The organism is Myxococcota bacterium, assembly GCA_041389495.1.
In the GTDB taxonomy this organism is placed as follows: domain Bacteria; phylum Myxococcota_A; class UBA9160; order UBA9160; family UBA4427; genus JAWKRT01.
In genome coordinates this window covers 1531093-1550807 of record JAWKRT010000001.1, presented here as the reverse complement: position 1 = coordinate 1550807, position 19715 = coordinate 1531093, and the positions used below count along the sequence as shown (strand labels likewise).

Here is a 19715-nt window from a genome sequence, read left to right as displayed (position 1 = left end):
CGACGCCACTCCCTCGTGGGCGCGCGCGCCGCGCCGCCCGCGAGGAGACGCCGCATGACCAGAGCCCGCGCGCGCGGTCCGCACGCCGCGGCGATCGCATCGACAGCACTCGCCGCACTCGCCGCACTCGGGGCGGCCGCGCCGGCACGCGCGACCATCCTGCTCTTCGACCAGGAGCGCGACCGCATCTCGCAGTCGACCGTCTCGCCGACGTCGAGCGGCGGCCTCCTCCCGTCCGACTACGGGGACAACGTCACGGGCGCCTCGATGGCCGTGCCCGGCGGCGTCTTCACCTACGGCGAGGCGGGCGAGGGCTTCACGCCCGACGTCGTCGTCGACATCTACTCGGCGGCCGGATCGCCCACGGACCCGCGCGTGAATCTCTGGCAGGCCGGCTACGGCGACCTCGTCAACGTCGTGTTCGCGGAGGGACCGGGAACCGGCGGCGCGCCGCAGCTCGACATCGTGCTGACGGCGGCACCGGGCTTCGCCGTCGACCTCTACGGCTTCGACCTCGCCGGCTTCGCCAACCTCGACTACACGATCGCGGGCGTCGACGTCCTCTCCGGCACCGCGACGCTCTTCTCGGCGACCGACGTGCTCGTCGAGGGGGATGCGAACGGCCCCGCGCACACCTCGTTCGCGTTCGCGACGCCGCTCTCGGGGCCCGACATCCGGATTCGCATCGATCTCTCGAACCTCGCGAGCGCGATCCAGGACAACGTCGGGCTCGACTCCGTGCGCTTCGGGCAGACACCGCCTCCGATCCCCGAGCCGGGAACGGGCGTGCTCGCACTCACCGGCGTCGCCGCCCTCGCGGTCGCGCGGCGACGAAGCTCCACCCATCGGGCGCGCCGCGGGGTTGGGTTGCAGCCCTCCGGAGGCCCCATGCACCGCGCCCGCTCTTCGCACGTCGCGCACCGCGTCGCCGGCGTCGCCGTCGTCGCCGGCCTGATCGCCGCGCTCGCCTCGCCCGCCTCGGCCGATCGCACCTTCGATCTCTTCGGAACCGTGCAGGTCTCCGGCGGCGGAACGCGCGAGACCTTCGCCGTCGCCGGCCAGCTCGCGCTCTTCGACGACCGGACCTACTCGATGACCGTCGACGGCGAGACCTCGACGGGCGCATGGGTCCAGGAGGGCACGCGGCTCACCCTGCTCGACGACCCGCCGATCGGCGTGACCGCGCTCGACCAGGTGACGGCGATCGAAGCCGACGTGAGCGCGGCCGCGGGCTTCGCCGTCGCGGTCACGTCCATCCAGCAGGCACCCGACGCGATCGTGCTGTCGCGCTCGGGTCGGCTCCGCATCACGAGTCGCACGCAGTACGCGTTCCGACCGGGACCGCTCGGCCGACCGCTCCTGAAGGTCGCGCAGCGCGTGCGGCTCGAGGGCACGCCCGGGCCGTAGCCCCGCCCGGCTGCGTCGCCTAACGAGCAGACGCGCAGCCGTCTGCTTCAGCACGGGCCACGGGCATCCACCTAGGACACGCGGTGATCTCGCGTCGCTGTGCGGCGCGCTGCCGTTGCTACGCTCGCCGCGCGTCGGCGCGTCGGCGTCGCGTCTCCACGAGGCGCGGCGCGCCCGCCGCGGCGACCGTCCGCGAACGTGCCGCCGGCGGCGTGCCACCGGAGACGGAGGCCCGGATGGATCCGTGGAACGCGCTGTTCGGGTCGCCCTTCCTTCCGCACGGCCACTGCTACCTGTGGCGCCCGGACATCCTCTGGCTCAACGTCGGATCCGACGCCATCGTCGCAGCCGCCTACTACGCGATCCCCGTCGCGCTCGTCGCGCTCGCGCGCGCACGCCGCCACCTCTTCTTCAGCCGGCTCTTCTGGATGTTCGCCGCGTTCATCTTCCTCTGCGGCACGACGCACGTGTTCGCGATCTGGACGGTCTGGCACGGCGACTACCTCGCCGCGGGGCTCGTGAAGGCCGCGACCGCGGGTGCCTCGCTCGCGACGGCCGCGCTCGTCTGGCCGGCCCTCCCGCGGCTGCTCGCGATCCCGAGCCCCGACGCGCTCGAGCGCGCGAACGCCGACCTGCGCCGCGAGATCGCCGAGCGCGAGCGCGCCGAGCGCGACCTGCGCCGCGCGCGGGGCGAGCTCGAGGAGCGCGTCGTCGAGCGCACGCGCGCGCTCGGCGACGCGAATGCCGCGCTCCACCGTGAGATCGCCGATCGCGAGCGCGCGGAGAGCCAGCTTCGCCTCGCGCTCGAAGCGCTCCCGAACGGCACGGTGATGGTGCGGGCCGACGGCGCCATCGCGTTCGCGAACCGCGCCGCCGAGCAGATCTTCGGCTACGCGCGCGGCGCGCTCGTCGATCGACCCATCGAGTCGCTCCTGCCGGAACGCCTGCGCGGGGCCCACCGCGCCCACCGCGCGCGCTTCGCCGCCGCCCCGTCGACGCGCGCGATGGGCGCGGGCCGCGACCTCTACGCGCTGCGTGCCGACGGCGACGAGGTGCCCGTCGAGATCGGCCTGAGCCCGCTCGCGACGCCGGAGGGCGCGTTCGTGCTCGGCTCGATCGTCGACATCACGGAGCGCAAGCGCGCGGAGGAGCGCATCGCGGCATCGCTGCGCGAGAAGGAGATCCTGCTCCGCGAGGTGCACCACCGCGTGAAGAACAACCTGCAGGTCCTGACCAGCCTGCTGCGGCTGCAGATCCATCACTCGCCGGAGGCCGAGAGCGCGCTCGCCGAGACGGAGAGCCGCGTGCGCGCGATCGCGCTGCTCCACGAGAAGCTCTACCTGTCGCCCGACCTCGCCGAGCTCGACGCAGCCTCGTACGTGCGGGACGTCGCGCGCGCGCTCGCCCGCCAGCACGGCGTGTCCGATGCGCGCATCCGCGTGGAGGTCCGCGCCGAGGACGTCCCGCTCGACGTCGACCGGGCGATCCCGTGCGGGCTGATCGTGAACGAGCTCGTGAGCAACGCGTTCGAGCACGCGTTCGCGGACGGGCGCGCGGGCACCATCTCCGTGCGCCTCGCCCGCCACGACGCGCACACGCTCGTGCTCGCGGTCGCGGACGACGGGGTCGGCCTGCCCGCCGAGGTCGACGTCGCGAGCCCGCCGACGCTCGGCCTCCGCCTCGTCGCGACGCTCGCGCACCAGATCGGAGGCGAGCTCGTCGTCGCGCGCGACGGCGGAGCGCGTTTCGAGGTGCGCTTCCCCGCACCTCCGCAGGAGGAGTCGACCGCATGCCGAACGTCCTGATCGTCGAGGACGAGGGCCTCGTCGCCCACGACCTCGAGCTCTCGCTCCGCAAGCTCGGCTACGACGTGGCCGGGATCGCGGCCACCGCCGACGAAGCCCTCCAGGAGGCGGCGTCGCGCCGTCCCGACCTCGTGCTGATGGACATCCGTCTGCGCGGCGAGCGCGACGGGATCGAGGCCGGCGCCGCGCTGCGCGACGCCTACGGCATCCCCGTCGTCTACCTCACCGCGCACGCCGACGACGCGACGCTCGACCGCGCCAAGCGCACCGAGCCGGCCGGCTACCTCGTGAAGCCGTGGAACCCGCTCGACCTGCGGAGCACGCTCGAGGTCGCGATGTACCGCAGCGAGATGGAGACGAGGCTGCGCGACGGCGAGCGTTGGATGCGGACGCTGCTCGCCTCGATCGACGACGCGGTCGTCGCCGTCGCGACGGACTGCAGCGTCACCTACATGAACCCCGGCGCCGAGCGACTCGCCGGCGTCGCCGCGGACGAGGCGCGCGGACGCGCGCTGGCCGACGTCCTGCCGCTCGTCGCCACCGACACCGAGACGCCGATCGCCGACCCCGCGCGCCGTGCGATGGACGAGCGGCGCAGCGTCCGCCTTCCTCCCGGCACGCGGCTTCGCGAGCGCATCATCGAGGACTCGGCCTCGCCGATCGTGGGCGCGAACGGCGACCTGCTCGGAGCCGTGCTCGTCTGCCGCGACACGAGCGAGGAGCGGCGCATCGAGGACGAGCTCGCACGGAGCGATCGCCTGCGCGCGCTCGGCGCGCTCGCCGCGGGCGTCGGCCACGAGATCAACAACCCCCTGACGTTCGTCGCGGGCAACCTCGCGCTCGCACTCGAGGACCTGCGCGGACTCGCGCGCATGCCGAGCCTGCCGGCGGCCGCGCGCGAGCGCATCGCGACCGTCGCGCAGTCTCTCGCCGACGCCGAGCACGGGACCGAGCGCATCCAGCAGATCACGACCGACCTGCGGACGTTCGCGCGGCCGCTCGGCGAGACGCTCGTGCCGACCGACGTCGCGGAGTGCGCGGCCTGGGCGCTGCGCATCACCGCCCGGGAGACGGAGAGCCGCGCCCGCGTGACGGCTGCGCTCGCCCCCACGCCGCTCGTGCTCGCGAGCGAGGCGCGCATCGGACAGGTGCTCGTGAACCTGCTCGTGAACGCCGCGCAGGCGATCGCGGACGACGCCCCCGATGCGAACGAGATCCACGTCGAGACGGGGAGCGACGAGCGGGGCTGGGCCGTCCTGCGCGTGCGCGACACGGGGAGCGGCATCCCGCCCGAGATCCGCGCGCTCATCTTCGAGCCCTTCTTCAGCACGAAGCCCGAGCGCGGCGGGAGCGGCATCGGCCTCGCCGTCTCGCAGAACATCGTCGAGCGCCTCGGCGGCGAGATCCGCGTCGAGAGCGAGCCGGGCCGCGGGTCGGTGTTCGAGGTGAGCCTCCCGCCCGCGCCGGGCTCCGCACCGCGGGAGCCGCGAACGGACGGGGGGGCGAGGCGGGCCGACGCGGTGCGGACCGCCGAAGGCGAGGCCGCGCCGCCGCGCGACGGCCGCGGCGACGGCGAGGCGACTCGCGGCGGCGAGGCGACTCGCGGCGGCGAGGCGCACCGCGTCCTCGTCGTCGACGACGAGCCGCTCGTCCTGCAGGTCGTGGTGCGCGCGCTCGCGCGCGAGTTCCGCGTCCACGCCTGCCTCGGTGGCGCGGAGGCGCTCGCGACGCTCGAGCGCGACGACGCGTTCGACGTCGTGCTGTGCGACGTCGCGATGCCGGACGTCGACGGGCGCGCCGTCTACCAGCACCTGCGCGACCGATGCCCCGCCCTCGCCGAGCGCGTCGTCTTCGCGACCGGAGGCATCCTCGACGACGCGACCGACGACTTCCTGCGCACGCTCCCGAACCCGTGCCTTCGCAAGCCGATCGCGATCGATGTGCTTCGCGCGCTCGTCCGGGCCCGCGCGGCCGGCCGCGCGGCGACACCGGGCGCGTCGCTCGCCTCGGGCCTCGCCTAACCTCGCCGCCCTGCGAAGCGCTCGGCGAGGTCCGTCACCACCTCGCGCACGAGCGCGTGGAAGATCGCCTGTCCCTCGTCGGCCGGGTCGCCCGACGTCGAGACGCCGACGATGCTGCCCTCGCGCGGGCCGTCGTTCGCGGCGGGGTCGCGCTCGACCACCTCCTCGCAGCGCTCGTCCTCGCAGCGGACGAGCACTTCTGCGGTCGGGTCGACGCTCGCGTCGTCGAGGTGCGTCCACTCGTAGAACCAGATGGCCGCGCCGGTCTCGACCCAGATCGCGCTCACGTTGATCGTGGCCGCGATGCGCCGCCCGCCGAGCAGGCGCTCCTCCCTCGCGCGCACGAGCTCCTCGAAGCGGTCGGCGCGCGCGGCCGCGACGCGCGCGGGGTCGCGGCGCTCGCCCGTCCGCGTCGCGCGGTAGTAGCGGCGCTCCCAGCGCGCGTCGCGCCCCGCGTCGAGGTCGACGCGCTCGAGCGCGTTCACCTGCAGCAGGACGTCGACGCGCAGCTCGCGCGCCGCGGCGAGCACGGGCTTCTCCTCGCGACGCGCCTTCTGCTGCACGGCGTCCCAGCTCACGACCTCGTAGCCCGCCTTCGTGAGCGCGCGCTCGAGCTGCGCCATCTCGACGCCGCAGCGCGTGCGCAGCACTCCCTGCTGGAAGGACGCGTCGCCGGAGCCGGCCGAGATGCCGCGGTCGGCGCACACGTCGGGCAATCGCACGCCCACGCGCGCGACGCGCGCGACGAGCTCGCGATAGGCGGGCGACGCGGTGACGTCGGGCGCCGCCGCGAAGCGGGCGCTCTGCACGAGCCGCGACTCGACCACGTAGTACGGCGCGCTCGCGCAGCCCGCGGCCGCGGCGACGCACGCGGCCAGCGCGACCCGCGCGCCGCGCGCGACGGTCGCACGCCGGCGCGCGCTCATCGCCGCAGCGTCCACGTCGCCCCCGGCAGCATGACGAGGCCGCGCTGCTCGCCGACGACGCGGTCGCGGTCGTCGACCGCGACGAGGTCGATGCACGTGCTCGGCAGCTCGACACGGCGCGTCTCGCCCGCGCGCAGCGCGACGTCGGCGAGCGGGCGGAAGGCCGCGTCGTCGGCCTCGCACGGCTTCACGCGCACCTCGCGGACCGTGCGCGCGAGGGCGTTGTGGATGGTGAGGACGGGCGCGCGCTCGGGCGCCGGCGCGGCGCACGCCGCGACGAGCACGGCGGCGGACGAGGCGCGGCCGAGCGCGCCGATCGGGATCCGGCGGAGCGTCATCGCGCGCAGTATACGCACGCGCGGCGCGCGCCGGGGCGATCAGGGCGCGCCGAGGTAGTCCATCTTCCCGAGCTTCACGCCCGCCTGGCGCAGCAGCGCGTACGTCGTCGTCACGTGGAAGAAGAAGTTCGGCAGCGAGAAGTGCGCGAGGAACGTCTCGCCCGTGAACTCGATCTTGCGATCGGGCCCGATCGGAAGCGAGATCGCGCGCGTCTCCGCCCCCTCGAACGCGCTCGCGGGAACGGACTGCGCATACTCGATCGTCGTGCGGATGCGCGCGCGCAGCGCGTCGAGCGTCGTCTCGTCGTCGGCCCACTTCGGCGGCTCGACGCCGGCGAGGCGCGCGACGCAGCCCTTCACCGCGTCGCTCGCGATCTGGATCTGGCGCACGAGCGGGAACATGTCGGGCGCGAGGCGCAGCTGCAGATGGAGGTCGGGGTCGAAGCCGCGCTCCTTCGCGTGCGCCTCGGCGGCGTCGAGCCACGCGAGCGCGTTCGTGAGCATGCGGACGAAGATCGGAACGCTGGCCGAGTGGATCGTGAACGCCATCGGGTCTCCTCCGGTCGGGCGCGGCGCCGCACGATACGCCGCCGGCGCGTCGCGGGGCCAGGGGCCACCCGCGCGGGCGGCGGGCGGCGGCGCCGACCGCGGCGCGGGCCCGCTAGCCTCCGCGCGGTCGCGCGCCGGGCGGCGCGCCCGGCGCGCCGGGGTCGCGCGCGCGCGCGGTCGGACGAAGAGGGCCGCGATCGCCGAACCGCCCCTCGCGGGCGGCGGGAGCGCCAGCGGCGGGAGCGCCGCGGCGCGGGGGCCGCGGATGCGCCGCGGCGCGCGGCCGGAGGGGTGAGGCGTGAAGCGCTCGACGGGGATCGCGCTCGCGATCGCGGGATGGCTGCTCGCCGTCGCGGCGATCGCCGTCGCGGTGACGCTCGCGGGAGCGCTGCGCAACACGTTCGCGGACGCGCGCCGCGAGGCGGCGATCGAGCGCCCGCCCGGGCCGTCGGCCCTGCCTGCCGACCCCGCCGCGCTCGACCCGGGCGAGCGCCGCATCCTCGTGCTCGGCGACAGCCGCGTGCGGCGCTGGGAGCCCGCGCCCGAGATCGCCGGCGCGCGCGTGCTGCTGCGCGGCGTCGGCGGCGAGACGACGCGCGCCCTTCGCGCGCGCGCGGCCGCCGAGATCGCCGCGGCCCGGCCCGCCGTCGTCGTCGTCGCGGCCGGCATCAACGACGTCGTGGCCGCGGGGCTGAGCCCGCGCCTCGAAGCGGTGCTCGTCGACGCGGCCGTCGCGAACGTCGCGGCGATCGCGCGCGACGCGCGCGCGGCCGGCGCCGCGGCCGTCGTGCTCACGATGCCGCGCCCCGCCGCGCCCGACCCCGTACGGCGTCTCCTCGTGTGGTCGGACCGCATCCCGCCGCTCGCCGCGCGGGCGAACGCGGGGCTCCGCGCGCTCGCGAGCGAGCCGGGCGTCCGCGTCGTCGACGCCGATGCCGCGCTCGCCGGCGACTCTCCCCTCCTGCCCGCGCGCTATGCGGTCGATGCGCTGCACTTCTCGCCCGCGGCCTACGCGGCGCTCAACGACCTGCTCCGGAGCGAGCTCGAGTAGCGCGACGTGATCTTCTCGAACCTCGAGTTCTTCGTCTTCTTCGCGGTGTTCGCGCCGCTCTACGTCGCGACGCAGGGGCGGCTGCGCGCGCAGAACGCGCTCACGCTCGCGGCGAGCTACGTCTTCTACGGCTACTGGGACGTGCGCTTCCTGTCGCTCGTCGTCGTGTCGACGGTGATCGACTTCGTCACCGGGCTCGCGATCGCCGAGCGCCCCTTCGGCGCGCGGGACTTCGCGCTCCCGGCCCTCGTGCTGTTCGGCCTCGCGCTCGGGCTCGTCGCGTCCGGCGTGCCCGACGCGACGCTCGTCCTCGGCCTCTCCGCGCTCTTCTTCGCGGCGCTCGTCGCGCTCGACGTCGCGACGCGGCGCGCCGCGCCCGCGCTGCGGCGACGCACCTTCTTCTGGGCCTCGGTGACGACGAACCTCGGCATCCTCGCCACGTTCAAGTACTTCAACTTCTTCGCGGAGAGCTTCGTCGACCTCGCGGGCGCGCTCGGCTTCGCGCCCGACCGGGTGACGATCGACGTGATCCTCCCCGTCGGCATCTCGTTCTACACGTTCCAGAGCATGAGCTACACGATCGACGTGTGGCGCGGACAGCTCGCGCCGACGCGCGACTTCGTGCGCTTCGCGACGTACGTGAGCTTCTTCCCGCAGCTCGTGGCCGGCCCGATCGAGCGCGCCTCGCACCTGCTGCCGCAGTTCGGTCGCGCGCGCGTGCTCTCGTGGGCACAGGCGCGCGAGGGCGCGATGCTCTTCCTCTGGGGCTTCTACAAGAAGGTCGTGATCGCGGACAACCTCGGGCCGATCGCCGATCGCGTGTTCGCCGCTCCGGCGGGCGCGTCGCCGGGCGAGACGCTCGCGGGCGTGCTCGCGTTCACGTTCCAGATCTACGGCGACTTCTCGGGCTACTCGGACATGGCCCGCGGCCTCGCGCGCATGCTCGGCTTCGACCTGATGGTGAACTTCGACATGCCGTACTTCGCGCGCACACCGTCGGAGTTCTGGCGGCGCTGGCACATCAGCCTCTCGTCGTGGCTGCGCGACTACCTCTACATCCCGCTCGGCGGCAACCGCGGCGGCGAGGCGCGCAGGGACCGCAACCTGATGGCGACGATGCTGCTCGGCGGCCTGTGGCACGGCGCGGCGTGGACGTTCGTCGCGTGGGGCGCCTTCCACGGCGCGATCCAGGTCGTCTACCGGCGCGCGGGCGTCGACGCGTGGCTCGAGCGCACGTCGCCGCGCACACCGACGGGGGCGCTCGCGCACGCGGCGGCCGCGCTCGGCATGTTCGGCCTCGCCGTCGTCGGCTGGGTGCTCTTCCGCGCCCGCAGCTTCGGCGACGCGGCCTGGGTGCTCGGGCACATGGCGTTCGTGCCGTCGACGCCCGAGCTCGCGACGGTCGCCTTCTACGCCGGGCCGCTCGTCGCGATGGAGCTCGCCGCGCGACTGTCGGGCCGGCTCACGTTGTGGGATCGCACGCCCTTCCTCGTGCGGCTGCACGTCGTCCTCTTCGCGCTGTCCGCGTCGGCCTTCCTCGCCGCCGCGCGCGGGCAGGCGTTCATCTACTTCGACTTCTGAGGGCGCGATGACGGCCGTCGGCCTCGCACGCAAGCTCGGGATCGCGGCCCTCGTCGGGGCCTACTCGCTCGTCTTCGGCGAGGTGTTCCTGCGCGTGATGGCGCCGCAGGCCATCCTGCCGCGCTTCGTGACGGGAACGCCGCTCGGCATCCGCGGCAACATCCCGGGCGCGCGCTACCGGCAGTGGACGCCCGAGACCGAGGTCGAGATCCGCATCAACGCGCAGGGCCTGCGCGCCGACCGCGAGTTCGCGCGCGCGAAGCCGCCGGGCACCTGCCGCGTCGCGCTGCTCGGCGACTCGTACCTGCTCGGCTTCGAGAACGACCTGCCCGACTCGATCGCCGGGCGGCTCCAGGCGCGCTTCGACGCGTCGCCGTGGCGCGTCGAGGTGCTCGACTTCGCGGTGAGCGGCTTCGGCACCGCCGAGATGCTCGTGCAGTTCGACGGCGAGGTCGCCGCGTTCGCGCCCGACGTCACCGTCTTCCAGTTCCACGCGAGCGACCTGCGCGACAACGTCCGCACGGCACGGCTCTTCGAGGAGGACGCCCGGACGGGCGCGCTGCGCCGGACGGACGCGACGTATCTCCCGGGCGTCGCGGTGCAGGATCGCCTCATGCACTTCGCCGCGTACCGGTGGGCGATCGAGCACAGCCACCTCTACACGGCCGTGCGCGAGCGCGCCGCGCTGCTCGGCAAGGACCTGCTCTTCGCCCTCGGCCGCCGCGACGCGCGCGACGACGCAGAAGACGGGGACGGCGCGAGCGAGGCGGGAGAGGTCGGCGGGGAGGCGGGCGGCGGTGCGGCAGGCGCAGCCGACGCCGGTGCGGACCCGCTCGCCGCGCCCGCGCGCGCGACGGGCCGGCTCCTCGCCCACGCCTGCGAACGCGTGCGCGCCGCGGGCAGCGACTTCCTCGTCCTCGACGTCCCGACCGTCCTCGCGCGCACGCGCTTCGCGTCGCGCGTCGGCGGCCTCGGGCTCGCGCCCGACGTCGCCGCGCGCGTCGTCCCGCTGCTTCCCGTCCTCGAGGCCCACGCCGCGCCGGACGTGAAGCTCTTCTACGAGCAGGGCCACAAGCACATGACGCCGCTCGGAAACGGGCTCGCCGCGGACGCGCTCTTCGAGCGCATCGCGCGCGACGCCGCGGGCCGGCTCGCCGCCTGTCGCAACGCGGACGCTGCGGCCGACACCGGTGCGCGGCGCGACGGCGCGGGCGAGCCGCCTCGACGCTAGGCTGCGCGCCCCATGGCCGACCGCCCCGCACCCGCGCGCTCGCCCGCGACGCCGCCCGCCCACGACGCGCGCGCGCTCGAGCGTCTCTTCGCCGCGTGCTTCCGCGCCGCGCACGCGACGGTGCTCGAAGGCGGCGGCGCGGAGCCGCTCTACGTGCCGTCGCCCGACCCGACGCGCGCGCCGCACCGCATCGTCTACCGCGAGGACTACTTCGCGAGCGCGCTGCACGAGGTCGCGCACTGGTGCATCGCGGGCCGCGCGCGGCGCGCGCTCGAGGACTACGGCTACTGGTACGAGCCCGACGGCCGCGACGCCGCACGGCAGCGCGCGTTCGAGCGCGTCGAGGCGCGCCCGCAGGCGCTCGAGTCGATCTTCGCCGAGGCGTGCGGGTTCGCGTTCCATCCGAGCGCCGACAACCTCGAGCGCGGCGCCGCCGCGAGCGCGGCGTTCGAGCGCGCGCTCGCCCGCGAGCGAGCACGGCTCGCCGCGCGCGGCCTCCCGCCGCGCGCGCGCCGGTTCCGCGACGCGCTCGCGAGCTGGCGCGCCGGGCGCTGACCCGAAACGAACCGGGGCGTTCCATCGAGACGCCACGCCCCGCGCGCGATTTTCCAGGCCGATCGCGGCGCGCCACTCAGGAGGTGCGCGTCCGCTGCCGAAGCGATGCGCACGCCGCGCGCGCTGCCTGCGGCGCGGAGATTCCATGCGCACGACCGGCCTCGCGATCGCATGTGCCCTCGCCGTCTCGCTCGCGGCGTGCGCGCCCGAGCCGCTCCCGCTCCCGTCGGAGCTCGTCGGCGTCTGGAAGACGAGCTCGCCTCGTTATGCCGAGCGCTCGTTCGAGGTGCGCGCCGACTGGGTGATCTTCGGAACCGGCCGCAACACGCTCACGATGCACGAGCTCGCGCGCGTCGAGCCGGGCGCGGGCAACGACGGCGCGACGAAGGAGTGGACGCCCTATCGCATCGTCTACCGCGCCGAGAGCGGCGACGAGCAGGCGATCGAGATCCTCTTCCGCACGCGCGGCGGCCGCGCGCTCCGCTTCGCGCATCGCGACGAGATCTGGACGCCGGCGGCCGCCGCCGCGCAGGAGGGCTGACCGTGAGCCGACGCACCCGCACCCTGTCGACGTTCCGCCTGCACCTGCTCGGCCTGTGCACGACGACGACTCTCTGCTTCGTCGGCGTGATCGCGACGTCGCTCTTCGTGCCGCTCGCCATGCAGCTCGATCGCGCGGACCTCGCGCCCGGGATCGCGGGCGGCATCGCCGAGCACTTCCTCTACCTCCACTCCGCGTTCTGGCCGGTCGTCGTGTGCTCGCTCGGCGCGACCGTCCTGAGCGCGCTCGTGCTGTACCGCAAGCTCACGCGCCCGTTCGTGCGCTTCGTGCGCGCGTTCGACGAGGTCGCGCGCGGCGCGAGCCTTCCGGCGCCGCTCACGCTCCGCCGGACGGACTACCTCACTGCCGAAGCCGACGCCCTCAATCGCATGGTCGACGCCCTGCGCGATCGCGCCGCCAAGCGCGAGGCCGCGCTCGGCGAGCTCGACGCGGTGCAGGACGCGCTCGAGGCCGCGGGGAACGCGGCGCTCGCTGCACGCGTCCGGAACGCGCACGATGCGCTCGCCTAGCACCGCGCCGGCGCGATCGCGGCGCGCGCGCGGCTTCACCTTCATCGAGGTGATGGTCGCCGTGGCGATCGTCGGCGTGCTCGCATCGATCGCCGGCTCGAGCTACGCGAAGTACGTCGAGAAGGCGAAGGTGGCGCGCGCGATCGCCGAGATGCAGGGCATCGCGAAGCACCTCGACGCGGCCGTCGTCGACGACGGCGGGCCGCCCGCCTCGCTCGCCGACCTCGCGATCCCCATCCCGCCCGATCCGTGGGGCCACCCGTACGAGTACCTCCAGATCGCGGGAAACCTGCCGCCCGGCATGTCGGCGATCGACGACGACGGGCTCCCCGACGTGGCGGCGCCGCCGGCGGGAACCGGGGGTGGATCGGGGGGAGCGCAGGGCGGCGGCGGCGGCGGGGCTCCCGCGATCGCCGCGGCGCGCAAGGACCGCTTCCTCGTCCCGATCAACTCGGACTACGACCTCTACAGCCGCGGCGCCGACGGGCTCACGCGCCCGCAGCTCCACGACGCGGACTCCCAGGACGACGTGATCCGCGGCGCGAACGGCAGCTACTACGGGCTCGCCGAGGGGTTCTGACGCCGGTGGAAGGAGAAGCTCCGGCCCCGCGCCTCGACGCCCGCGCCGTCCGCACGCGCGTCGGCCGCCGCGTGCTCGCCGCGTTCCTCGCGGGCTCGCTGCTGCCGGTGACGCTCTTCGCCGTCTACGCCTACGACCGCGTGCGCGAGCACCTCGTCGAGGAGGAGAAGGCCGCGCTCGCGGACCTCTCGCGCTCGACCGGCATGGCGATCGTCGAGCGGCTGCTGCTCGCGGACGCGCGGCTCTCGCTCGAGCTCGCGCAGGGCGGGCTCGCCGCGGGCGACGTGCGCGCCGTCGGCGCCTCGGGCGTTCGCGACGTCGCGCTGCGCGACGCCGGCGCGCTCGACGTTCCGCTCACCGCGCGCGAGCGCGCGCGACTCCGCGACGGCGGCAGCGTCCTCCGCCGCGCGCGCTCGACCGCGCGCGCGGACGGCGCACTCGAGCTGCTCCGCGAACGCCCGACCGGCGAGCTCGCCGTCGCGTCGCTCGAGCCGCGCGCGATCTTCGCTCCCGAGCGCACGCGGAGCGGCGAGCTCTACTGGGTCGTCGACGACACCGGCGCCCTGCTCTTCGCCGCGCCCGACGCGAGCGCGCTCGACGCGGCGGGCATCGCGCCCGACACCGGCATCGACCGCGGAGCCGTGCCCGTCGGCGACGACGCGCTGGCGGCGCGCTGGCCGATCTTCCTCGATGCGGCGTTCGGACGCGGGAGCTGGTCGGTCGGACAGGCGCGCCCGCTCACCGCCGCCTACTCCGCGCTCGAGGACTTCGAAGCCCTCTTCCCGCGCGTCGCGGCGATCGCGATCGCCGCGGCCATCGGGCTCACGTTCTGGCAGGTGCGCCGCACGCTCGGCCCGCTCGCCGCGCTCTCGGAAGCCGCGCGCGCGGTGTCGCGCGGCAACTACGCGGCGCGCGCGGGCGTGACGAGCGACGACGAGTTCGGCGAGCTCGCGCGCACGTTCGACGAGATGGCGGAGCAGGTCGCGCGCCAGATCGAGACGCTGCGCCGGCTGAACGAGATCGGCACCGCGCTGTCGGCGAAGGAGGACGGCGAGGCGCTCGTGCACGCGATCCTGGTGAGCGCGGGCGAGCTCACCGGTGCGCAGGCGGCGACGCTCTTCGCGCCCGACTTCGGCGACGGCGACGAGCTGCGCGATCTCGTCGCCGTGCGCACGTGGAGCGCGGAGGCGGCTCGGCACGGCGCCGACGCGTCGGCGACGCCGCCCGCCCGGCTCGCGCTCGAGGCCGTGCGCCGCGGCATCCCGAAGCAGGAGTGGATCGGCGCCGACCCCGCGATCGCGGACGATCCCGAGTGGCGCGCCTTCGCGCGCACGGGCGGCTTCGCGATCGGCGCGACGCTCGCCCTTCCCCTGCGCACGGAGCGCGGCGACCTGCTCGGCGCGATCGTGCTGCTCCGCGAGGCGGTCGCGGGCGCCTGCGACCCGTTCCTGACGGACGAGGTCGACGTCGCCGAGTCGCTCGCATCGCAGGCCGCGGTCGCGCTGCGCCACAACCGACAGCTGTCGACGCTGCGCGCGCTGTTCGAGGGCGTCATCGATCTCACGGTGAGCGCGATCGACGAGAAGTCCCGCTACACGGGGGACCACTGCCGGCGCGTGCCCGTCCTCACCGAGATGATCGCCGACGCCGCGTGCGCGGCGCGGAGCGGCCCGCTCAAGGACTTCGCGCTCTCGCCGGAGGAGCGCTACGAGCTCCACATCGCGGCGCTGCTGCACGACTGCGGCAAGGTGGTGACGCCCGTCCACGTGATGGACAAGGCGACGAAGCTCGAGACGATCTTCGACCGCGTCGAGATCGTGCGCCTGCGCCACGAGGTGCTGCGCCGCGAGCTCGCCGCGCGCGGGGGCGACGACGCCGCCGCGCACCTGCGGCAGCTCGACGACGACCTCGCCTTCGTCGAGCACGCGAACGTCGGCGGCGAGTTCATGACCGACGACGCGCTCGCGCGCATTCGCGCGATCGCGGCGCGCTGGCGGTTCGAGCGCGCCGACGGGACGAGCGAGCCGCTGATCGACGCGCGCGACGCCGAGAACCTGTCGATCCGGCGCGGCACGCTGAACGACGACGAGCGCAAGGTCATCAACGACCACGTCGTGATGACGATCCGCCTGCTCGAGGAGCTGCCGTTCCCGCGCGAGCTGCGCAACGTCCCCGCGATCGCGGGCGCCCACCACGAGCGCATCGACGGGACGGGCTACCCGAACCGGCTCGCGCGCGACGAGATCTCGATGCAGGGGCGCATGCTCGGCCTGGCCGACGTGTTCGAGGCGCTCACCGCGAAGGATCGCCCCTACAAGCCCGGCAAGACGCTGTCCGAGACGCTGCGCATCCTGCGCGCGATGGTCGAGGAAGGGCACATCGACGCCGACCTCTTCGAGGTCTTCCTCGCCGACGACCTCCACCTCCGCTATGCGGCGGCCTACCTCTCGCCCGAGCAGATCGACCCGGAGTTCCAGGAGGCGATCGAGCGCCTCACGAGCCCGTGGGACGGCGCCGCCCCGCACGCGCACTGAGCGCCGACGGCGGCGCGACGCGGTCGCGCGCTACTGCGGCGTGCAGACCCAGCCGGTGTTGTTGCCGTTCTCGTAGATCGCGAGGCGGGTCGCGTTCGACACATCCGGGTGGATGTCCGCGTTGTTGCCGCCCGCGCCACCGTTGCCGCAGCCGCCCGGACCGCCCGACACGCCGTTGCAGAAGCACACGTAGTACACGGGGCACGCGGCGACGCCCGGGTCGGCGGCATCCTGCCGCGAGTACGTGCCCTTGCATTCCCGCACGCCGTCCTCGCGGCTCACGAGATCGAGCGAGAGGCGTCCGCGCGGGGCCCTCGCAGACAGGCGGAAGTCGGCGCTCGCCATCTCGGCGATCGCGTTCGGATCGCCGTCGTTCTGGCAGCCTTCGAGGGCGGCCATCCCCTTCGCGCCCGGCGCATTCGCGGCGTCGGTCACCGCTCCCTCGTACAGGAGCGCGCCATCGACGAGAACCGCGATCGCGTTGCCGGACTGCGAGACCTCGAGCGTGCTGTCCACGCGCGTCGATACGCGCGCGCCGGCGGCGTCGAGGCCCGTGCACCGGAGGCGGCCCGCCCACGTGCCCGTGAGGTCGGAGGCCGCCGAGGGGGCGGCGAGTGCACACACGAGTGCGAGCGTGCGGGCGATGATCGGAAACGAGAGGAGGCGTCGAGGGTTCATTTCCACTCCGGTCGTCGCAGCGGAACACGGGCGACGGCCCGGACGCTCGACGTCGATGTCACGCCGCATGGGACGCGCAAGTCCGAGAACCTAGCCGTCCATCGGCCACGACGCCGGGCCCTCTCCGCGAGCCCCGGGAGCGCGACCTCGGTAGAACTAACGAGAGAGCTCGAGCATGAGCTCGATCGGCTTCGCGGCCTGCGAGCGCACGGGCTCGGGCACGCTCACGACCGGCGCGAGATCGCGCAGGCACAGGTAGAGCTTCTCGAGCGTGTTGAGCCGCATGAACGGGCACTGGTTGCAGCTGCAGCTCTCGTCGAGCCCGGGCGCCTGGATCAGCACCTTGCCGGGCGCTTTCTGCCGGATCTGGTGGAAGACGCCGTCCTCGGTCGCGACGATCGAGACGACGTCCGGCGTCTCGACCGCGCGCTGGATGATGCCGGTCGTCGACGCGACGTAGTCGGCCTGGTCGAGCACCGCCTGCTCGCACTCGGGGTGCGCGAGCACCTCCGCGTCCGGGTGCGCGAGCTTGAGCTCGGCGAGACGCTTCGCGCTGAACTGCTCGTGCACGATGCACGCGCCGTCCCAGACGATGAGGTCGTCGCGGCCCGCTTCCTTGGCGACGAAGCGCGCGAGGTGGCGGTCGGGCGCGAAGATGAGCGGCTGCCCGTCGAAGTGCCGCACCATCTTCGCGGCGTTCGACGACGTGCAGATCAGGTCGGAGAGCGCCTTCACCTCGGCCGTGCAGTTGATGTACGAGAGCACCTTCGCACCGGGGTGCTGGGCCTTGAAGGCGCGGAACTCGTCGGCCGGGCAGCCGTCGGCGAGCGAGCAGCCCGCCTCGAGGTCGGGCACGACGACGGTGCGTCCGGGGTTCAGGATCGCCGCCGTCTCGGCCATGAAGTGGACGCCGCAGAACGCGATCACGTCGCGGTCGACCTGCTGCGCGGCGCGCGCGAGCTGGAGCGAGTCGCCGACGACGTCGGCGAGATCCTGGATCTCGTCCTCCTGGTAGTAGTGCGCCAGGACGATCGCGTTGCGCTCGCGCTTGATCTCGCGGATCGCGTCCTCGATGTCCTCGGGGATCTCGCGCAGGACGTCGGCGGGGATGTCGGTCATCGCGGGGCCTCCTCGCGGCGGACGGGCGCACGGACGGGCGCACGGACGGGCGCGCGAGAGTAGCCCGCGGCCGCCGCGGGGCCCGGCGCGGCGCAGCGGTGTCGCTCAGCGCGCGCCGGCCGCGTCGCCTCGCGGCGCGTCGCCGTCCGGGGCGTCGCCTCGCGGTGCGTCGCCGATCAGCAGCGTCGGGACGCCGGCCGTCCGCGCCGTCACGGTCGCGACGCGCGTCCCGGGCTTGAAGCCGCGCCGCAGCGCCGACACCGGGAATCCCTCGCTCGCGAGGCGCTCGCGCCAGGCCTCGACGTCGTCGGCCCGCCACGCGAGGCCTCCGAAGCGGTCGGTGCCCGCGCCGCCGCCGCGCGCGTCGATCGGGCCGGCGACCTCGAGCGTCACGCGCCGGTCGCCCTCGCCCGCCTGCAGGAACAGGATGCGCAGGCCGCGCTCGGGAAAGCGGCGGTCGAGCGCGAGCCGCAGGCCGAGCGCGTCGCGGTAGAGCGCGAGCGCGGCCGCGTGGTCGTCGGTCGCGACGACGACGTGGTCGAGGCGCCGCGGGCGCGCGCGCGAAGAGGTCGCCGCCGGCGCGCGCGGCGACGCGGGCCTGCCCTCGCGCAGCCAGATCGCGAGCCCGCGCGTCGAGCGCGGATCGAGGCGCGCGCCGTCGGCACCGGGCACGCCGCTCTCGACGAGCGCGACGCCCGCCGCCGCGAGCCGCGCGCGAAGCGCCGGCGCATCTGCCGCGCACAGCGCCATGCCGACCAGCCCCTCGGCCGCTTCGCTCCCGACCGCGACGAGCTCGAGCGCGACGCCTCCCACCTCGAGCGCCGCGCCCGGGGCGATGCCGAGCAGCCGCTCGAGATCGGTGCGCGCGGCGTCGCGATCGCGCGCGGCGATGTGCAGTGCAGCGAGGTGGACGGGCGCGTCGGCGGCGCGAGCGTCGGCGGGAGCCGGCATCGCGCGCACGATCGCACACGCGCTGCGCTATGCGTCGCGCCCGTGGAACCGGCCCGCCTCCGCGCCGCCTCGGTGGTCGCCGCGCTCGCCGCCGCCGTCGCGCTCGGCGCGGGCTGCGCGGACGCCCCGCCGCCGCGTCCCTCGTTCCTGCTCGTCACCACGAGCGCGCTCCCGACCGCGAGCCTCGCCTGCTACGGCGCGCCCGGCGGCGCGGGCGGCGCGATCTGCGGGCTCGGCGACCGCGGAGCGCGCTTCGTGTGGGCGTTCACGCCATCGCCCGCGACGGCGCCGGCCGCGGCCTCGCTCCTCACGTCGCAGCGGCCGTCCGAGCACGGCGTCCACGCCTCGGCCGCGACCTTCCTGCGCTCGGGCGCGACGACGCTCGCGAGCGTGCTCGCGCGCGAGGGCTACGCGACGGCGGCGTTCGTCGCCGTCCCCGACGTGAACCGCTCGCGCAACCTGCAGCAGGGCTTCGAGGTCTACGACGCACCGCCGCCCGCCGGCGCGGCGTCGGCCGCGGCGCGCGCGGCCGACGCCGCGTATGCGTGGCTCGGCGATCGCGAGCGCGCGCGGCCCTTCCTCGTGTGGGTGCACTTCCCGTCCGCTTCGGCGGCGGGCGCGACGGCGCCGCCGCTCTACGGGCTCGGGCTCGACGACCTCGACGGCTACGTGCGCATGCTCGTCGCGCGCGCGCAGGAGACGGCGGGCGAGGCCGGCGTCGGCATCGCATTCGCCGCGCTCGCGGGCGCCGACCTCGCCTCCGATGGCGGCGCGGGCGGCGACGTCGCGCCGCTCGCGCTCGAGCGCGTGCACGTGCCGCTCCTGTGGACGCCTCCGGGCGGCGTCGTGCCGCAGGTCGCGCGCGCGCCCGTCCCGCTGCTCGACCTGGCGCCCACGATCGTGGCCGCGGCGGGCTTCTCGCCGCCCGAGTCGTTCGAGGGCGAGGGGCTGCGCGTCGGGCCGCTTCCGCCGACGGCACCCCGGCCGGCGCGCCCGCTGCTCCTCGAGGACGACCGCGAGATCGGCGTCGTGCTGAGCCGCCGCTACTACGCGCGGGCGCGCGACGGCGTCGTCGCGCGCACCGCCCTGCTGCCCGACGAGGGCCCGCCGCCGCGGTCGTCGGCGATCTCGCCGAACGCCGAGGAGGTCGCCGAGCACGAGGACCTGCTCCGGTCCGCGAGCGCCTCGGCCCCGCTGTGGCGGAACGGGCATTCCGCAGGAGGGGAACGCGCGTTCCCACCGGCCGCGAGCGGAACGGCGTCTCGCTGACGGGGCCCCTCCAAGCCCCCGGAACTCGTGTGGAATTCCGAGACGCTCC

General features: G+C 75.0%; 18 protein-coding genes. 12 read left to right on the top strand and 6 right to left on the bottom strand.

The genetic code is table 11. From position 1 onward, the window contains the following. Positions 1 to 54 precede the first annotated feature (54 nt). The 3 genes from R3E88_06845 to R3E88_06835 all read left to right on the top strand — a co-directional run bounded on the left by R3E88_06845 (position 55) and on the right by R3E88_06835 (position 5233). Positions 55 to 1407 (top strand): hypothetical protein, encoded by a 1353-nt coding sequence (locus R3E88_06845; protein MEZ4216177.1) that lies wholly within the window; start codon positions 55 to 57, stop codon positions 1405 to 1407. Between the two features lie 236 nt (positions 1408 to 1643). Beyond that, positions 1644 to 3212 (top strand): histidine kinase dimerization/phosphoacceptor domain -containing protein, encoded by a 1569-nt coding sequence (locus R3E88_06840; GenBank protein ID MEZ4216176.1) that lies wholly within the window; start codon positions 1644 to 1646, stop codon positions 3210 to 3212. After that, positions 3197 to 5233, top strand: a complete 2037-nt coding sequence (locus R3E88_06835) for a response regulator (GenBank protein ID MEZ4216175.1) — start codon at positions 3197 to 3199, stop codon at positions 5231 to 5233. Before R3E88_06840 ends, R3E88_06835 begins: the two co-directional genes overlap by 16 nt. Here R3E88_06835 and R3E88_06830 read toward each other — a convergent pair. Genes R3E88_06830 through R3E88_06820 form a run of 3 tightly spaced genes read right to left on the bottom strand, consistent with a single transcriptional unit; the run spans position 5230 to position 7046 of the window. Further along, positions 5230 to 6159 carry a hypothetical protein gene (locus R3E88_06830; protein MEZ4216174.1) on the bottom strand — a complete coding sequence of 310 codons (930 nt, stop codon included), beginning with the start codon at positions 6157 to 6159 and terminating at the stop codon, positions 5230 to 5232. The genes R3E88_06835 and R3E88_06830 overlap by 4 nt on opposite strands. Then, complete coding sequence (locus R3E88_06825; protein ID MEZ4216173.1) at positions 6156 to 6497, bottom strand: hypothetical protein; 342 nt, start codon at positions 6495 to 6497, stop codon at positions 6156 to 6158. Before R3E88_06825 ends, R3E88_06830 begins: the two co-directional genes overlap by 4 nt. A 39-nt stretch (positions 6498 to 6536) precedes the next feature. Beyond that, a complete protein-coding gene (locus tag R3E88_06820) occupies positions 6537 to 7046 on the bottom strand; it encodes a DUF1993 domain-containing protein (GenBank protein ID MEZ4216172.1) in 510 nt (169 codons plus the stop codon). A gap of 298 nt (positions 7047 to 7344) precedes the next feature. Between R3E88_06820 and R3E88_06815 the strand changes: the two genes are divergently transcribed. The 8 genes from R3E88_06815 (at position 7345) to R3E88_06780 (ending at position 15649) form a co-directional block, all read left to right on the top strand. Continuing rightward, positions 7345 to 8097 carry a GDSL-type esterase/lipase family protein gene (locus tag R3E88_06815; GenBank protein ID MEZ4216171.1) on the top strand — a complete coding sequence of 251 codons (753 nt, stop codon included), beginning with the start codon at positions 7345 to 7347 and terminating at the stop codon, positions 8095 to 8097. A 6-nt stretch (positions 8098 to 8103) separates the two neighbouring features. After that, positions 8104 to 9678, top strand: coding sequence for an MBOAT family O-acyltransferase (locus R3E88_06810; protein MEZ4216170.1), 1575 nt, complete (start codon positions 8104 to 8106; stop codon positions 9676 to 9678). A 7-nt stretch (positions 9679 to 9685) separates the two neighbouring features. Beyond that, entirely contained in the window at positions 9686 to 10909 is a 1224-nt protein-coding gene (locus R3E88_06805) for a hypothetical protein (protein MEZ4216169.1), read from the top strand. Positions 10910 to 10921: 12 nt separating this feature from the next. Further along, on the top strand, positions 10922 to 11464 hold the full coding sequence (locus R3E88_06800; GenBank protein ID MEZ4216168.1) for an elongation factor P hydroxylase: 543 nt from the start codon (positions 10922 to 10924) through the stop codon (positions 11462 to 11464). A 145-nt stretch (positions 11465 to 11609) separates the two neighbouring features. Continuing rightward, positions 11610 to 12005 carry a hypothetical protein gene (locus tag R3E88_06795; GenBank protein ID MEZ4216167.1) on the top strand — a complete coding sequence of 132 codons (396 nt, stop codon included), beginning with the start codon at positions 11610 to 11612 and terminating at the stop codon, positions 12003 to 12005. A gap of 2 nt (positions 12006 to 12007) precedes the next feature. Further along, positions 12008 to 12535 (top strand): hypothetical protein, encoded by a 528-nt coding sequence (locus R3E88_06790; GenBank protein ID MEZ4216166.1) that lies wholly within the window; start codon positions 12008 to 12010, stop codon positions 12533 to 12535. Continuing rightward, complete coding sequence (locus R3E88_06785; GenBank protein MEZ4216165.1) at positions 12522 to 13115, top strand: prepilin-type N-terminal cleavage/methylation domain-containing protein; 594 nt, start codon at positions 12522 to 12524, stop codon at positions 13113 to 13115. The genes R3E88_06790 and R3E88_06785 overlap by 14 nt, the downstream gene beginning before the upstream one ends. A gap of 5 nt (positions 13116 to 13120) precedes the next feature. Next, positions 13121 to 15649 (top strand): HD domain-containing phosphohydrolase, encoded by a 2529-nt coding sequence (locus tag R3E88_06780; GenBank protein MEZ4216164.1) that lies wholly within the window; start codon positions 13121 to 13123, stop codon positions 15647 to 15649. A 30-nt stretch (positions 15650 to 15679) separates the two neighbouring features. Here R3E88_06780 and R3E88_06775 read toward each other — a convergent pair whose 3' ends face one another. The 3 genes from R3E88_06775 to R3E88_06765 all read right to left on the bottom strand — a co-directional run bounded on the left by R3E88_06775 (position 15680) and on the right by R3E88_06765 (position 18397). Then, positions 15680 to 16327, bottom strand: a complete 648-nt coding sequence (locus tag R3E88_06775) for a hypothetical protein (protein MEZ4216163.1) — start codon at positions 16325 to 16327, stop codon at positions 15680 to 15682. A gap of 156 nt (positions 16328 to 16483) precedes the next feature. Further along, entirely contained in the window at positions 16484 to 17446 is a 963-nt protein-coding gene (gene nadA, locus R3E88_06770) for a quinolinate synthase NadA (protein MEZ4216162.1), read from the bottom strand. Between the two features lie 105 nt (positions 17447 to 17551). Continuing rightward, positions 17552 to 18397, bottom strand: coding sequence for a VOC family protein (locus R3E88_06765; protein MEZ4216161.1), 846 nt, complete (start codon positions 18395 to 18397; stop codon positions 17552 to 17554). Positions 18398 to 18439: 42 nt separating this feature from the next. Between R3E88_06765 and R3E88_06760 the strand changes: the two genes are divergently transcribed. Further along, positions 18440 to 19666 (top strand): sulfatase-like hydrolase/transferase, encoded by a 1227-nt coding sequence (locus R3E88_06760; GenBank protein ID MEZ4216160.1) that lies wholly within the window; start codon positions 18440 to 18442, stop codon positions 19664 to 19666. Positions 19667 to 19715: the final 49 nt, after the last annotated feature.

Bases quoted from the DNA above. Each gene is read 5' to 3' on its own strand.
- R3E88_06800 (MEZ4216168.1), top strand. From the start codon at position 10,922: ATGGCCGACCGCCCCGCACCCGCGCGCTCGCCCGCGACGCCGCCCGCC.
- R3E88_06840 (MEZ4216176.1), top strand. From the start codon at position 1,644: ATGGATCCGTGGAACGCGCTGTTCGGGTCGCCCTTCCTTCCGCACGGC.
- R3E88_06765 (MEZ4216161.1), bottom strand. From the start codon at position 18,397: ATGCCGGCTCCCGCCGACGCTCGCGCCGCCGACGCGCCCGTCCACCTC.
- R3E88_06820 (MEZ4216172.1), bottom strand. From the start codon at position 7,046: ATGGCGTTCACGATCCACTCGGCCAGCGTTCCGATCTTCGTCCGCATG.
- R3E88_06830 (MEZ4216174.1), bottom strand. From the start codon at position 6,159: ATGAGCGCGCGCCGGCGTGCGACCGTCGCGCGCGGCGCGCGGGTCGCG.
- R3E88_06795 (MEZ4216167.1), top strand. From the start codon at position 11,610: ATGCGCACGACCGGCCTCGCGATCGCATGTGCCCTCGCCGTCTCGCTC.
- R3E88_06845 (MEZ4216177.1), top strand. From the start codon at position 55: ATGACCAGAGCCCGCGCGCGCGGTCCGCACGCCGCGGCGATCGCATCG.
- R3E88_06835 (MEZ4216175.1), top strand. From the start codon at position 3,197: ATGCCGAACGTCCTGATCGTCGAGGACGAGGGCCTCGTCGCCCACGAC.
- nadA (MEZ4216162.1), bottom strand. From the start codon at position 17,446: ATGACCGACATCCCCGCCGACGTCCTGCGCGAGATCCCCGAGGACATC.
- R3E88_06825 (MEZ4216173.1), bottom strand. From the start codon at position 6,497: ATGACGCTCCGCCGGATCCCGATCGGCGCGCTCGGCCGCGCCTCGTCC.
- R3E88_06775 (MEZ4216163.1), bottom strand. From the start codon at position 16,327: ATGAACCCTCGACGCCTCCTCTCGTTTCCGATCATCGCCCGCACGCTC.
- R3E88_06785 (MEZ4216165.1), top strand. From the start codon at position 12,522: ATGCGCTCGCCTAGCACCGCGCCGGCGCGATCGCGGCGCGCGCGCGGC.
- R3E88_06805 (MEZ4216169.1), top strand. From the start codon at position 9,686: ATGACGGCCGTCGGCCTCGCACGCAAGCTCGGGATCGCGGCCCTCGTC.